The 13,277-nt window shown below is 40.0% G+C and carries 12 protein-coding genes; 4 read left to right on the top strand and 8 right to left on the bottom strand.

Going from position 1 to position 13,277, the window contains the following annotated elements; genetic code table 11:
* Window positions 1-32 precede the first annotated feature (32 nt).
* The 3 genes from L6C30_RS06415 (at window position 33) to L6C30_RS06405 (ending at window position 2,220) form a co-directional block, all read left to right on the top strand.
* Window positions 33-632 (top strand): YigZ family protein, encoded by a 600-nt coding sequence (locus L6C30_RS06415; protein ID WP_070152083.1) that lies wholly within the window; start codon window positions 33-35, stop codon window positions 630-632.
* A complete protein-coding gene (locus L6C30_RS06410; RefSeq protein WP_236162640.1) occupies window positions 625-1,251 on the top strand; it encodes an acyltransferase in 627 nt (208 codons plus the stop codon). Before L6C30_RS06415 ends, L6C30_RS06410 begins: the two co-directional genes overlap by 8 nt.
* Window positions 1,252-1,377: 126 nt before the next feature.
* Window positions 1,378-2,220 carry a universal stress protein gene (locus L6C30_RS06405; protein WP_236162641.1) on the top strand — a complete coding sequence of 281 codons (843 nt, stop codon included), beginning with the start codon at window positions 1,378-1,380 and terminating at the stop codon, window positions 2,218-2,220.
* A gap of 175 nt (window positions 2,221-2,395) precedes the next feature.
* On the opposite strand, the gene L6C30_RS06400 is transcribed toward L6C30_RS06405, so the two are convergent.
* The 4 genes from L6C30_RS06400 to mutS form a co-directional block, all read right to left on the bottom strand.
* Complete coding sequence (locus tag L6C30_RS06400) at window positions 2,396-3,061, bottom strand: O-methyltransferase (protein WP_236162642.1); 666 nt, start codon at window positions 3,059-3,061, stop codon at window positions 2,396-2,398.
* Between the two features lie 163 nt (window positions 3,062-3,224).
* Complete coding sequence (locus L6C30_RS06395; protein ID WP_236162643.1) at window positions 3,225-3,944, bottom strand: D-Ala-D-Ala carboxypeptidase family metallohydrolase; 720 nt, start codon at window positions 3,942-3,944, stop codon at window positions 3,225-3,227.
* Window positions 3,945-4,086: 142 nt separating this feature from the next.
* Window positions 4,087-4,410, bottom strand: coding sequence for a ferredoxin FdxA (gene fdxA / locus L6C30_RS06390; RefSeq protein WP_070152070.1), 324 nt, complete (start codon window positions 4,408-4,410; stop codon window positions 4,087-4,089).
* Window positions 4,411-4,623: 213 nt separating this feature from the next.
* A complete protein-coding gene (gene mutS / locus L6C30_RS06385; RefSeq protein WP_230245100.1) occupies window positions 4,624-7,263 on the bottom strand; it encodes a DNA mismatch repair protein MutS in 2,640 nt (879 codons plus the stop codon).
* A 712-nt stretch (window positions 7,264-7,975) separates the two neighbouring features.
* On the opposite strand from mutS, the gene L6C30_RS06380 reads away from it, so the two are divergent.
* Window positions 7,976-8,155 (top strand): hypothetical protein, encoded by a 180-nt coding sequence (locus tag L6C30_RS06380; RefSeq protein WP_019838006.1) that lies wholly within the window; start codon window positions 7,976-7,978, stop codon window positions 8,153-8,155.
* Between the two features lie 280 nt (window positions 8,156-8,435).
* Here the strand turns inward: L6C30_RS06380 and L6C30_RS06375 are convergent, their stop codons facing one another.
* The 4 genes from L6C30_RS06375 to L6C30_RS06360 form a co-directional block, all read right to left on the bottom strand.
* Window positions 8,436-10,430, bottom strand: a complete 1,995-nt coding sequence (locus L6C30_RS06375) for a triacylglycerol lipase (RefSeq protein ID WP_236162644.1) — start codon at window positions 10,428-10,430, stop codon at window positions 8,436-8,438.
* Between the two features lie 128 nt (window positions 10,431-10,558).
* Window positions 10,559-11,461 carry an ABUW_2363 family tetratricopeptide repeat lipoprotein gene (locus L6C30_RS06370; RefSeq protein ID WP_070152063.1) on the bottom strand — a complete coding sequence of 301 codons (903 nt, stop codon included), beginning with the start codon at window positions 11,459-11,461 and terminating at the stop codon, window positions 10,559-10,561.
* 141 nt (window positions 11,462-11,602) lie between these two features.
* Window positions 11,603-12,412, bottom strand: a complete 810-nt coding sequence (cysE, locus tag L6C30_RS06365; protein WP_019838001.1) for a serine O-acetyltransferase — start codon at window positions 12,410-12,412, stop codon at window positions 11,603-11,605.
* Window positions 12,405-13,253: an RNA methyltransferase gene (locus L6C30_RS06360; RefSeq protein ID WP_070152059.1), complete on the bottom strand. Its 849-nt coding sequence runs from the start codon at window positions 13,251-13,253 to the stop codon at window positions 12,405-12,407. Before L6C30_RS06360 ends, cysE begins: the two co-directional genes overlap by 8 nt.
* Window positions 13,254-13,277: the final 24 nt, after the last annotated feature.

The following is a 13,277-nucleotide window of genomic DNA, read 5'->3' as shown; positions in this document are numbered from 1 at the left end:
TTTCATTGAACTGGTTGATTGATTGGAGTGTTATGCTATTTACCATTGCTTCGCCCATCATTTTTGAAGAAGAAATTAAAAAAAGTCGATTTCAGGCAATTGCCGTGCCTGTAGATAATGAGCAAGCGGTAAAAACGTTTTTGGAACAACAGCGTGATCCATCTACCACACATCAATGTTGGGCATGGAAAATTGGGCATCAATTACGTTTTAATGACGATGGCGAACCGTCAGGTACGGCAGGACGTCCTATTTTAGCCACAATTGAAGGCAATGAGTTGACCAATGTTTTGGTCTTAGTAAATCGCTGGTATGGCGGTATTAAACTAGGTACAGGCGGTCTGGTACGTGCCTATGGGGGATGTGCAGGGCAATGCTTGGCTCTGGCAGAAAAAATAGAACTGATTCAGAAAAAAACCGTACAATTTGCCTGTCATTTTAATGAGTGGGCAATTTTACAATACGAGCTGAATAGTCAGCAGATTGAGTACAGCGAAGACTACACCGCCGAAGGCGTGTTAGTAAAGGCATTTATGCAAGTCCATCAAATAGAACCTTTAACATTAAAATTACAAGATATTAGCCGAGGGCGTGAAAAACTCAAAATCCTTGAGGATGATCAAGATGACTGAAGCAAATTCACCTGACCCATTGCTGAAATACCGTGAGCAGCATAAACACCGTTTAAACTACATGCCGTGGTTATATTGGTCATTAAAACCTAAACATCGTGCATGGGCAGAAGCTTGGCAGCAGGAATATCAAGCTTATTTAACGGCAATGGAAACGGTGAAGATTGGCAAAAACTGTTTTATTTCCCCTTTGGCACATATTTTTGCAGAGCCAGGACGTCAAATCAGGATTGGCGATAATACCTTTATTGCCGCCGATTGCACTTTGCATGGCCCTTTGGAAATTGGAAATGAAGTCGCGATTAATCATCATTGTATTTTAGATGGTGGCAGAGTTGGAATTAAACTCCATGATCAGGTGCGTATCGCAGCTTATTGTCATTTATATGCGTTTGATCATGGCATGGCTTTAGATCAGCCGATTTATCAGCAAGCAGTGCGTTCCCAAGGCATTGAAATTGGAAAGGATGTTTGGTTAGGTGCGCATGTTGGTGTTAAAGATGGGGTGAAGATTGCGGCGCACGCAGTCGTTGGGATGAATAGCATGGTCACTAAAGATGTTCAGGAGCGGGAAATTGTGGCGGGAAATCCTGCCAAACTGATTCGTTATCGTGAATAAGTACGATCCAGCAAGGCTAAATCTTTAAACTTCATTACATTTTTTCATGTCACTGCAACACGAGTTGTGTTAAGTTAAAAATAACAACTAAAAAATAGCCTGCAAAAGGCAGTAAGAGAGGCAACAATGAAACGTGTAATAGCTTGTATTGATTCTTCGCCTTGTATTAATGCGCTTGCTGAAGCTGCTGCGTGGATTGCAACACAAACTCAACGTGAATTGGTGTTATTACAAGTTTTAGATTATTACCCCGCTAGTTATCATTTAGGGGAAATTAGTGGTGTAATTGGCTTTGAAAGTAATGCGATGTTACTCAAAGAATTAGCCGAGTTGGAACAAAAACAAAGTGAATTAGCACTCGACTATAGCAACAATTTATTGCAGCACATTTCCAATATGATTCAGGAAAAATATGAAATTGTACCTACTCAAATTCAAGAAAAAGGCGATTTTCTAGAACAAAGCTTCAGTGTGTTGAATGAAGACGATATTGTGGTGATTGGACGCGTGGGCGAAAAATCTGCTGAACGGAACAAGGCTTTAGGGAGTAATGTTGAAAACTTTATTCGTGGTGCAAATTGTACCGTGATGACTGTGGGAGAGCATTATAAAGCACCAACCCGCTTTATTTTTGCTTATGAATATTCCCCAACTTGTATCAAAATGATGAAGCGAATTGCACAAAGTGATTTGCTTAAATTACTGCAATGTCATTTGCTTTATGTGGGCGATCATCCTGAACTTTTAAATGAACCTGCAGATTTTTTAACAGCAGCGGGTTTAGATGTGGTGGTTGAATATCGTTATGGTGATGTAGCTGAAAATATTTTAGATTATCAACGTGAACATGGTATCCAGTTGATTGTACTGGGGGCATTTAGCCACAGTAAAATTCATCAATTTTTCTTAGGAAGCATCACCACTAATATTTTCCGTAATTCAACTGTTCCTTTATTGGTGGCAAAGTAATAATCCTAAATGTGTCAAAATATCATTTTATAGATAGTTTAGATGAACTTCCAATGGCTAGCTGACTGTCTATTGTTATCCGCATATATTGTGGATAACTGTATGGACAGTATATGTAAAATTATAATAAATAAAGTAAAATTGCGTCAGGTTGTTTTTTAACCTTGTGTGGACTTTATTTTACAATCGCTAAAGCAAAGCCATCATGTCCTTTACTGCCTACGGTTTGTAGTGCTGTACACGATAAAATTCGTGGATGATTTTGCATGGCTTTGAACATATCCCGAATCCCTTCAATGCTTGGTTTGTGATTGTCGGGATTTAAAATTTCACCTGCTCGAATGACATTGTCTAAAAAGATAATTGTGCCAGAGCGCGAAAGTTTAAGACTAAGCTCCAAATATTCAGGATAGCTTTGTTTGTCGGCATCAATAAAAATAAAATCAAAAGCTTCAGTATCTTCTGGTAGGGCTTTTAGAATATCTGCAGCACGACCAACTTTTAATTCAACCTTTTGTTTTAATTGCGCGCGGTCAATATTTTCCTGTCCCAAAGCGGCATGGGTATCACGTCCTTCAATCGTGAGTATATAACCATCTTCAGGCAGTGCGCGTGCCAGCCACATTGTGCTATAAGCTGCGAATGTGCCCAATTCCAACACACGTTTGCTTTGATTCATTTGAATGAGCATTTGTAGCAACATGCCCTGATTTGCCGCAACTGCAAGGTGATCTGGAAAACCTTTGGCATCGGTATTTTCTAAAGTTTGCGTCAAAATTGGGTCTTCGGGAATTAAATGTGATTCGATATAGTGATCGATATCCGTCCACATTTGTTGCATAGCGTGCTCACCTTTGTTGCGATGTCTGCATTGTAAACTTTTCTGCTCAGAGTGCAATTTATTCACGGAATGGAGGCATGGCAATAATGTGTAGATAATTTATTTCGCAATAAAAAAAGAGGTCAATTTGACCTCTTTAAGAATTCATTTTAATGAGAGCAAATTAGAAATTACACATAGATGAATGACGGCTTAAATCTGGTCCCCAAGTTCGATAACCCTGTGTATCAATATGAATTTGTCCTGAAGCGTATAGACCTAAGCCCATGTTTAAACTTTGACCATGTTGGTGCCAAAACTGACATAATCTGTATTTGGTGCTTTCAATATAGGCAAAGTCTTCGGCATTCGGGAATTCTGGCCCAATTCTAAAATCAATGGCTGAGTTAAATAAGTGACGTGAAGAATTTGCTCCACCTGCACATTGATTCAGGGGTAAATCTCGATAGACAGAAGTAACTTCAAAGTCGGTTAAAACTTTAGAAGCGACTAAATATTTAAATACACGCAGGGTAGGCACCTGATTTTGCCACAATTCACGACTTGGAATCATAAACTGCGAACGTCCACAGCGTTGCCAGTCACGTGCGGTACGCATTAATTCAAAACTTGGAATAATATTGCCCACACCATTTTGTTCTAAGAAGCGTTCATATTCACGAACTTGGCGTAAATTGTCACTCACTGCCACCCATGCATTATAAGAATAAGGCACAATTTTAGGTGCTACCTGACGTTCGTAGGTGATTTTTTCTTGAGGAATGAAAATTCGTTTTCCATCGGGCGTGGTAATCGTTGTTGTTCTGTTTGGGGTTGAGCTACAAGCCACCAAGAGCATGGGAACAATGCTGAACGAAAACAGCGCCTTGAAAAATTTCTTCATTAGGCAAATCAGATATTTATTTAAAGTGTCCGTATTCTAATCGAAAATGCGGGTAAAAATTTGAGAATATTGCAATCAAATGTGTGTTTTAGGTATAAAAAAAGATCAGCACAGGGCTGATCTTTTTCACAACAAGATCAATTTACTTTTCTAAGTATTGTAATTTGTCTGGTTTGCCATTCCATTCTTCGCGGTCAGCAGGTTGATCACCAATTTGTGTAATGTTTGGCCAAGTCTGTGAAAGTTCGGCATTTAGTTCGATAAATATTTCCTGACCTTCGGGTAACTCATCTTCAGAGAAAATAGCGTTGGCAGGACACTCGGGTTCACATAATGCACAGTCGATACATTCGTCTGGATTAATCACAAGGAAGTTCGGACCTTCGTAGAAGCAGTCTACAGGACAAACTTCAACGCAGTCTTGATATTTACATTTAATACAGTTTTCAGTGACAACAAATGTCATGGCGACGGCTACCTAACAATATGGTTCTAATTGAGAATAGTCTATTTTAGGCAAAAATCACCACAACTAACAATCGCTTTTACTGATATTTGATATAGACAGTGCTGCTAAATTTGATAAAAGGGGGATAAAACCATCAAAAAAACTTATAAATGAAAAAGACTCTCAATTAAGAGTCTTTGTTTGGTAAAAATATTGTAGAAATAACAGCGGCTAAGCGTTCAATTGTTCCTTTAAAGCATACAATTGTTCTAGCGCTTGTCGTGGCGTTAAATTATCGACATCTATACTGCGTAATAACTCTAAAGCCGCAGATGGCTTTTCTACTTCGATTACACGTTCAATCACTTCAGGTTCAGATGAGCTTGTTGTAGGTGCAAATAGGTCATCTTGAACGGCTAAATTGACATTTTTGTGCTGCTGTTTTTCCAAAATTCTTAAGCGGTTTTGTGCTTCTTTAATGACGTTGGCTGGAATGCCTGCCAGTTTTGCCACTTGCAAACCGTGACTTTGGCTGGCTGGGCCTTGTTGTACTTTGTGCAAGAGAATCAGGTTGCCATTCATTTCTTTGGCGGTCACGTGGTAGTTATCCACCCCTGATTCTTTGCTTAATTCGGTCAATTCAAAATAATGCGTTGCAAATAGACATAAACATTTGATGCGTTTGCTTAAATCCAACACACATGCCCACGCCAAAGATAAGCCATCGTAGGTACTGGTTCCGCGTCCAACTTCATCCATCAGCACTAAAGACTGTGATGTTGCATGGTGTAAAATTTGTGAAGTTTCAGTCATTTCTACCATAAAGGTCGATTTACCTGTTGATAAATCATCGGCAGAACCAATGCGGGTAAATACGCGATCAATAGGGCCTAATACGGCAGTTTGGGCAGGCACATAACTGCCACAATAGCCCAGTAGGGCAATCAGTGCAGTTTGACGCATATACGTGGATTTACCACCCATGTTCGGTCCAGTAATAATTGCCAAACGATGATTGTAGTCGAGTAAAGTATCGTTTGGTGTAAATGCAGTTTTGCTTAAAGCTTCCACAACAGGATGACGTCCTGCTGTAATTTTAATTCCAATTTCAGGGCTGTATTCAGGGCGCGCCCAATTGCGTAAACGTGCTTGATGGGCAAAGTTAGCCAACAAATCAATTTGTGCAATCGCGCTGCTCATCATTTGTAATTGAGCGATGTCTTGGCGTAATTCATCCAATAACATTTCGAACAGCATTTTTTCACGTGCTAAAGCACGGGACTCGCTAGACAAGACTTTATCTTCAAAACTTTTTAGCTCTGGAGTGATGTAGCGTTCTGCATTTTTTAAAGTTTGACGACGAATATAGTGTTCAGGTGCTTGCTCAGCCTGGGCGCGAGTGAGTTCAATGTAGTAGCCACTGACACGGTTGTAGCCAATTTTTAAAGTTGGGATACCGCTTTCTTGGCGTTCTTTGATTTCTAAATCAATCAGGAATTGCCCTGCATGATCACGTATTTTACGGAGTTCATCGAGTTCACTGTCAAAACCTTCTGCAATGACATTACCATCACGCAATAGTACAGGTGGATTTTCTACAATTGCCTGCATTAGCCGTTGATGTAGCCCGTGAAAATCGCCGAGTTCTTCATTCAAACTTTGAATGAGTGTGGATTGCAGCGTAGAAACAATGGGCTGTAAGGCATGACGTAAATAGGGAATTTGCGCACAAGCTTGACGCAGTTGCACTAAATCACGTGGGCGCGCGCTCCCGAGCGCGACACGGCTTAACACACGCTCAATATCACTAATTTCTTTAAGCACCAAACGCACAGGAGATTCATGATAACCTTGTATGAGTGTTTGAATTGCATCTAGTCTTGCATCTAACAATACCGTATCACGCAAAGGTTGCATCAAGGTACGACTCAGTAATCGGCTACCCATGGCAGTTTGGCAATCGTTGATGAGTTGGAATAAAGAAGTCCCGTGTTCAAATAATGGTTCGACTAATTCCAAATTACGTCGGGTTACAGGATCAAGCGCAATAAAATCGCTGCTTTGTTCTAATTGAATACTGCGAATATGCGGCAAAGCCGTTTTTTGGGTTTCTTTGGCATAGTGAATTAACGCTGCCGCTGCGGCTTTGGCTAAGGGTAAATGATCAATTCCAAAACCTGAAAGTGTCGATACAGCAAATTGATCACAAAGCGTTTTTTGCGCATTGTTTAGGTTGAAATCGACATTCGGACGTTTGGTCACAGGACAGTTAAGCTGCTTTTTAACCTGTTCGATGATATTTGGATCGACAATATCTTCATCGACCACAATTTCGCTCGGCATTAAACGCGAAAGTTCAATCGTGAGTTGTTCAGGCAAATATTCCATTTGCTGAACTTTAAAAATCCCTGCACTTAAATCTAGTAATGCGATACCAATTTGGTTTTGTTGTAAGCATAACGAAACCAAATTGGAAGATTGATGACTGTTGAGCAAGGCATCATCGGTGAGCGTGCCTGGGGTGATAATCCGTACCACTCCGCGTTCTACAGGCCCTTTACCTGTTACCTCGCCAATTTGTTCACAAATTACCACGGTTTCGCCCTTTTTTACTAAGCGAGCGAGATAGCCTTCGGCAGCATGATAGGGCACGCCCGCCATTGGAATAGGCTTGCCGCTGGTTTTACCTCGATGTGTGAGGGTAATGCCTAAAAGTTTGGAGGCTTTGTGAGCATCATCAAAAAACAATTCGTAGAAATCGCCCATGCGATAGAACATTAAAGAATGTGGATGCTCCATCTTCACTCTTAAATATTGCTGCATCATTGGAGTATGGGAAGATAGGTCAGCCATGATTTCTGTCATGTTCATGCAGTTGAAATCCTTTAATTTGAGGCGTAATTTAAATGTATCTCTGTGAATAGCTTATTTTACGGCATCTTGGTTAAATTAGTGAACCAGCATGTCATTGTTGCATGCTCTAAAAAGTGAGTAGAATGCAGAGCGGTTTGTGCTTTTATATGGATAATATTCAATTGATCGGGTGTGTTTGGTCGCACACAGCCAAAAAATCGCTCATAAACAGCAAGCCCACGGTTTCAAAAATAATATCGCATAGCTCAAAGAGTTTAGCCATTAAAATGTATGATTTGTAAGGTTATTTGCTAAATGTCTATCCATAAAACACTTACCAATTTTAATTGGTTTCGGTTGCAAAATACTTGAAGGGTCAAGTGTAAAATCTGCAGGATAATAAAATTTGATGAATTTGCTTAGCAATTGTTTTCTAGTCATTCATTTAGGTAGGAGATGCTGTAATATTATGCTGTAGATTGTTTTATTTCTAGTTACAAGCCGTATTATGGAAAAACCTCAACTACTCCAAAGCAAGAGATGCTACGCGTATCCTATCAGGCAAATAAACAAGTGTATTAAGACCATACTTCAATATGCGCAATATTGACACCTCTAATGCAGCAGATCGTATTGCTTTGTTCAACTTTGCTTAAAAAATAATATCTTATTTAATTATAAAGTATATACTGTATTTATCACTTTTGTTCGTATGTTCAGAGGACGTAAAATGCCTGCAAGATTTTTTGGAATTTTTTTGGGTTTAATTGCAGCGGTATTAATTATTGGTGGAATATTTATCAATATGATCAGTGGTGAAGCTACTGTCGTTGAATACTGGATTTTATTATTGCTTCCATGTTTTGGTATTCCAATTTTGTCTGCAGTGTGCCTAAAAGAAATCGACTAAGCACAACAGTATAAGTTTATTTACAATGAAATTGATAGATGATTGATTTATCGTATTTGATTTTATGACTCAAAAACCCATGTGATCATGGGTTTTTGTTGTTCTGGCAAAACATTTGGTCTTGAATCTTTATTTGATTATTTGCCAAGCAGCGTTAAAGAATTTAAGGAGCTATTGACTAAGGATTATTTGTTGCAAGCACCGTTCTAATATTGCTGTGAAATTGTATGACTTAAAAAACCGAAGCCACTTAGACTTCGGTTATATTTGCTGTAACCAATTACGGTTTATACAGACCTAAATCTTGTAAATGTAATCTAAGAATACGTCGCAACTCCAATACGGCTTCTGGTGTTTCCTGAATTGAATGTCCGCCTTTAATAATTTTTTCTGAAACAGCACCATCTAAGTGCGCACTGTTGTAATGCACCACATCGTCACTCATTAATTGATAGTCTGTGCTGTCAGTATTATTGCCAATAATACTGTGATATTTAAATCCTTTTACAGGCAAAATATCTTCAGTTAATTCCGTAAATTTGGAATTTTTACTTAAATCACTTGGCCCATTTTGAATGACACTATGCCCAATTTCTTTAGTCAGATTTTTTAAATCGACCTCATGTTGCTGTAAGGTGTCAGCAAAGGCACTTAAAAATGCTGTCGGTAAGCGAATGATTTTACGTGCAGCTAGGGTAAACCAGCGGTCTGCAAACTCTGTACCTTTATGCGGCGCAGCCAAGAATATTGCACGGTTAAAATTGGTGATGGGTTTAAGGCGCAAACGTGCTTGCAGCAAAGGATCAGATTTAAAGCGTTCCAGACTTCGGTTTTTAAGCATTTGCATGGCAGGTTGAGTTAAGTCGCTATCGCTGACTAACAAACGCGCTAAAATACCGCCCATACTGTGTCCAATCACTACAGCATCTTTTTTGGCAGCAGCAGAAGCGCTAACCTGGTTAAAGCCTTGTTGAAGTAGCGCGTAAATTTGGAAACGGCTTTCTAAAATTGGCATATTAGTTGAGTAAAAGACCTGCCAAACTTGGAAGTTTTCTCGTAAAACAGGGTCGCCCATAATATCGTTGGTTAAGCGAATCCACGCTTCAGGACTACTGGCCAAACCATGAATGAGCACAATGACCTTCTTATTCGGATTATACGGTTCAAGTAAGTACAAATGCGGCATACTGAGTCGTTCTTCACGATCAATTAAGGACAAATATGCCGATTTACCTAAATTATTTTGCGCTAACCACAAGCCATAAGGAGCAGAAAAGTTTGCGGCAAGTGGGTATTGCTTGTGCGCAATTTGAGCGGACTCATATTTATACGGATCATAAGCTTTGAGCTTAAAATGGGGTCGATTTAAAATATCTTCAATAGAATTGGCACTATGCGGTTCTGCAGTGATGGTCGCGGCTAAATAACGTGCTTGATGAATGTTTGGATTTTTTCCTGCAGGATAATCATATTTTAGGGGATCAATAATATATTTGCTGTTGCTCAAATCATCGTTTGGATTTTCAGGTAGTACCACTAGAAATTCAGACCCAAAACCATCACGGCGGGTGACCGAGCGCAAACCCGAAAAGTTCAGGTTATAGGTTGACATCAATTGCTGAATTTTTTGCTGTTTCAGCTGTGGGTAGTAATCAAAATCAATATCGTAAATGCTGTTGCCAACACGAATTTGTTGTTGCAATTCATTGTGTTTATAGCGCAGCGCATAGCTGCTGACCAATTTGGCAATCGCTTGGTTATAAAAGTCCCGAATTTGGACTTGTCTGTTATCAAAAATACGGTCTTGTGGCGCACGTTTAGTTTTAAACATGTAGGCGTAACTATAACGAATACTTTGATCGAGCATGTGTAATTGCTGATCTAAACATTGTTCATAATTGGCCTGATTAATTTTTTGTTGTTCTTCCGATCTTTTACTGTTCAGAATACTGATTTTACAGGACGATGAATTTTTAAGTCCAATCGCTTTCGCTAAATATAATTCACTGGCGGTTGAGAGCAGTTGTTCATCCTGAATTTGTGGGATTTGTTTCAGAGCATCTACACATTCTTCAGGGTTTTCGGCACAAAGATTCGCCTCACGTCCTGTCATCGACAAGACATTTAAACTTGCTTCACTCAGTTTTTTGCGCGATAAAATACTATCGCGTTCATTGGCAATGCTGACTTTTAATGCCTGATTTTTAACACTCACCACCTGACAACCAGACAGCAATGTTGTACTGAGCAATGCAGCAATCACAATTTTATTCATGGAAAGTCTAGCTTAATTTTTAAGATTTTTTTCCATCATACGTTTTTTTAAAGCTTTTTCAATTGCGTCTTAAGTAAAATAGACCGTCGGAACGGTCTATTTTAGATTTATTTTGTATCGATCTTTAATCAAGTACGTGGCGCGATTACTTGCCAAACATTCCAACGACCTTGCTTTTCAATTTCAGCAATTAAACGGTCAGCCACTTCGGCTTCTTGCGGGTATTTGATTTTATAATTTTTCAAAGTTTGTACTGCATTTTTCTTTTGTTCCATGGCAATGTAGTTGTTTGCCGCAGACAAATAAGCTTCCTGCACACCTGCTTTCATGGCTTTGTCTAAATAAGGAATCGCTTCACGATGACCACCCCCTTCAGACAGACCAAAACCAAACCAGAAATTCGCTTCAGCATCTTCCTGATTTATTTTTAAAATACGCTGTGCATAGTTAAGTGAGCGTGTGGTGTAAATAGAGCCTAAGTCTAGGTTACGCGCCATAACACTGGCTTTAAATGCTCGCATCAAAATATCAAAAGAGGCATTTTCATTGGCTGCTAAAGTGTCTAGTTGTTGAGTCACTTCTTTGAGCTTCGCCTCAAAACCTCGACGTTCTTGACGTTCGCTAAAACGTGGCGGATAGTGACGAGCTTTGCCTTCGACCAGTTGTAAGAAGTCATCAATTTCAGTGATATCGATTTCGTTGTCACCAGCCAAAACCGCAAATTTCAAGCTACGGGAATTGTTATTGAGCGTAGGTACAATCAATTTGTTTTGATCTAAGGTAATGCTCTTGCTTGGATCATTTGGATTTGTGACTACCATTTTAGTCACAGGCTGTGCTGCTGCTTTCTGTAGGTTAATTTCAAATGGTGGGGGGGCATCATAATTAAATGGATTTAAGGCATAGAATGGTGCGCTTAATTCTGGTTCGGTAAATACGATAGGTTTGACTGCTTCTTGTTTTGGTGGTGCAACACAGGCGCTAACGAGCGTTGCAGCTAAAATACTGAGTGCCAAAGGCTTAAGGGTCATGGTGTTCTTCCATTCAATTTATTTTAAAAGTGAGAGGTGACTGTGTCGAATTAAAATATTGCATGTCGGTCAGTCTAAGAAATCTGTTCCGAACATGCAATACAAAGGATGGGGCTTTGTTACACAGTGATACGAACTTTTTTAAGTGTCCGTTGAGTTGTATTGCATTTCACATTCACGTCTAACATCTTCAATTATTTTTAATTCTTCAGCGCTATAAGCATGTGCGTGTTGTTGTTGGTTTTTAAAGCTTGGGTCAAGTAAAGATAAACGCTGACACAACAAATTCATACGTTTTTCATTTTGTTCTAAACGATCTAATAACACACGCATACCATCTAAAATCGGGTCGGACTGATTTTGTGTTGCCGCATAAGGTTGGAAACCTATACTGGCGGCATAATCACGACGACGTGTCTCCTGATCATCGGCAGGTTTATTTTTCATGATAAAGCGCGCAGGGTTGCCTACAGCAGTTGCACCTTCCGGAACTTCTTTGGTCACCACCGCATTAGAGCCAACTTTGGCATTTTTATGTACGGTAAATGGACCTAGAATTTTCGCGCCTGCACCGACCACCACGCCATCTTCCAAAGTTGGATGACGTTTGCCTTTATTCCACGTGGTACCGCCTAAAGTCACGCCATGATATAAGGTAACATCATCGCCAATTTCAGCAGTTTCACCAATCACTACGCCCATACCATGGTCAATAAAAAAGCGACGACCAATTTTTGCACCAGGATGAATTTCAATACCTGTTGCAAAACGGCTAAATGACGAGAGTAGACGAGCTGATCCTTTACAGTCTTTGTTCCATAATTCATGCGCCACGCGATGCATCAGTAATGCGTGAATTCCTGGATAAGTCGTTAAGACTTCGAGCGTATTTCGAGCAGCAGGATCGCGCGCGAAGACAGCTTGAATGTCTTCTTTGAGCTGTTTAAGCATTAGTTTGATCCTCGTCGAGTGTTGATGTAGATTTTTTCCATGAACCGTTATTCATTGCTTGTACGCGGCTAAAAATACCGCGTAGTAAATGGTATTCCATACGATCTAATTGTATACGTCCAAAAAGCCGACGCAAGCGCAAAGGCAATAATCGTGGATTTTTTGGGTCCATAAATTCAATTTCTGCCAGCATTTTTTCTAAATGTGGGTAGAACTGTTGCATTTGCGCGTGGTTGACCAACGGTTCATCCCATTGCATCGCTTCAGAATCTGTCACTTGCATAGTCGCTTCGGGATCGGCAACTTTTCCGACAATATCGATGGCAGCCATACGCATTTCATAGCAAATCACTTGAATGGCTTGAGCAACATTCAATACACCATATTCCTCATTGACAGGAATCGTCACGTGATAATTCGCCAACGCCAGTTCTTCATTGGTTAAGCCACGATCCTCACGTCCGAAAATAATTGCAATATTTTGCCCATGCAGCGTCACAGCATTTAAAGATTTTTTTGCTGCAGGACGTGCATCTAAGAGTGGCCAAGGAATAGTGCGAGTACGCGCACTAGTACCAAAGACCAAATGGCAGTCGGCAATGGCATCTTCGAGCTGCTCAACCACTTCGATCTGTTCAATTAAATCGGTTGCACCTGCTGCCAAAGCATCAATATCTGGGTGTGGGTAGGTTTTTGGAGCAACCAAAACCAATTTATTTAGCCCCATGGTTTTCATAGCGCGTAAGGCACTGCCAATGTTGGCAGGCAGGGTGGTATTTACCATGACAATACGCACGTGGGAGAGGTGTGCGGCAACAGTTGCATTGTCGGTTTGACTCATAACAAATCCAGATGGGTTAAGTTT

Source organism: Acinetobacter sp. KAM396, assembly GCF_021602765.1.
Classification (GTDB): Bacteria; Pseudomonadota; Gammaproteobacteria; order Pseudomonadales; family Moraxellaceae; genus Acinetobacter; species Acinetobacter towneri_A.
The sequence above is the reverse complement of the archived record's forward strand: the minus strand, read 5'-3'. Positions and strand labels throughout refer to the sequence as shown.

Bases quoted from the DNA above. Each gene is read 5' to 3' on its own strand.
- L6C30_RS06400 (WP_236162642.1), bottom strand. From the start codon at position 3,061: ATGCAACAAATGTGGACGGATATCGATCACTATATCGAATCACATTTA.
- L6C30_RS06410 (WP_236162640.1), top strand. From the start codon at position 625: ATGACTGAAGCAAATTCACCTGACCCATTGCTGAAATACCGTGAGCAG.
- fdxA (WP_070152070.1), bottom strand. From the start codon at position 4,410: ATGACATTTGTTGTCACTGAAAACTGTATTAAATGTAAATATCAAGAC.
- L6C30_RS06370 (WP_070152063.1), bottom strand. From the start codon at position 11,461: ATGACCCTTAAGCCTTTGGCACTCAGTATTTTAGCTGCAACGCTCGTT.
- cysE (WP_019838001.1), bottom strand. From the start codon at position 12,412: ATGCTTAAACAGCTCAAAGAAGACATTCAAGCTGTCTTCGCGCGCGAT.
- L6C30_RS06380 (WP_019838006.1), top strand. From the start codon at position 7,976: ATGCCTGCAAGATTTTTTGGAATTTTTTTGGGTTTAATTGCAGCGGTA.
- L6C30_RS06360 (WP_070152059.1), bottom strand. From the start codon at position 13,253: ATGAGTCAAACCGACAATGCAACTGTTGCCGCACACCTCTCCCACGTG.
- L6C30_RS06375 (WP_236162644.1), bottom strand. From the start codon at position 10,430: ATGAATAAAATTGTGATTGCTGCATTGCTCAGTACAACATTGCTGTCT.
- L6C30_RS06405 (WP_236162641.1), top strand. From the start codon at position 1,378: ATGAAACGTGTAATAGCTTGTATTGATTCTTCGCCTTGTATTAATGCG.
- mutS (WP_230245100.1), bottom strand. From the start codon at position 7,263: ATGAACATGACAGAAATCATGGCTGACCTATCTTCCCATACTCCAATG.
- L6C30_RS06415 (WP_070152083.1), top strand. From the start codon at position 33: ATGCTATTTACCATTGCTTCGCCCATCATTTTTGAAGAAGAAATTAAA.
- L6C30_RS06395 (WP_236162643.1), bottom strand. From the start codon at position 3,944: ATGAAGAAATTTTTCAAGGCGCTGTTTTCGTTCAGCATTGTTCCCATG.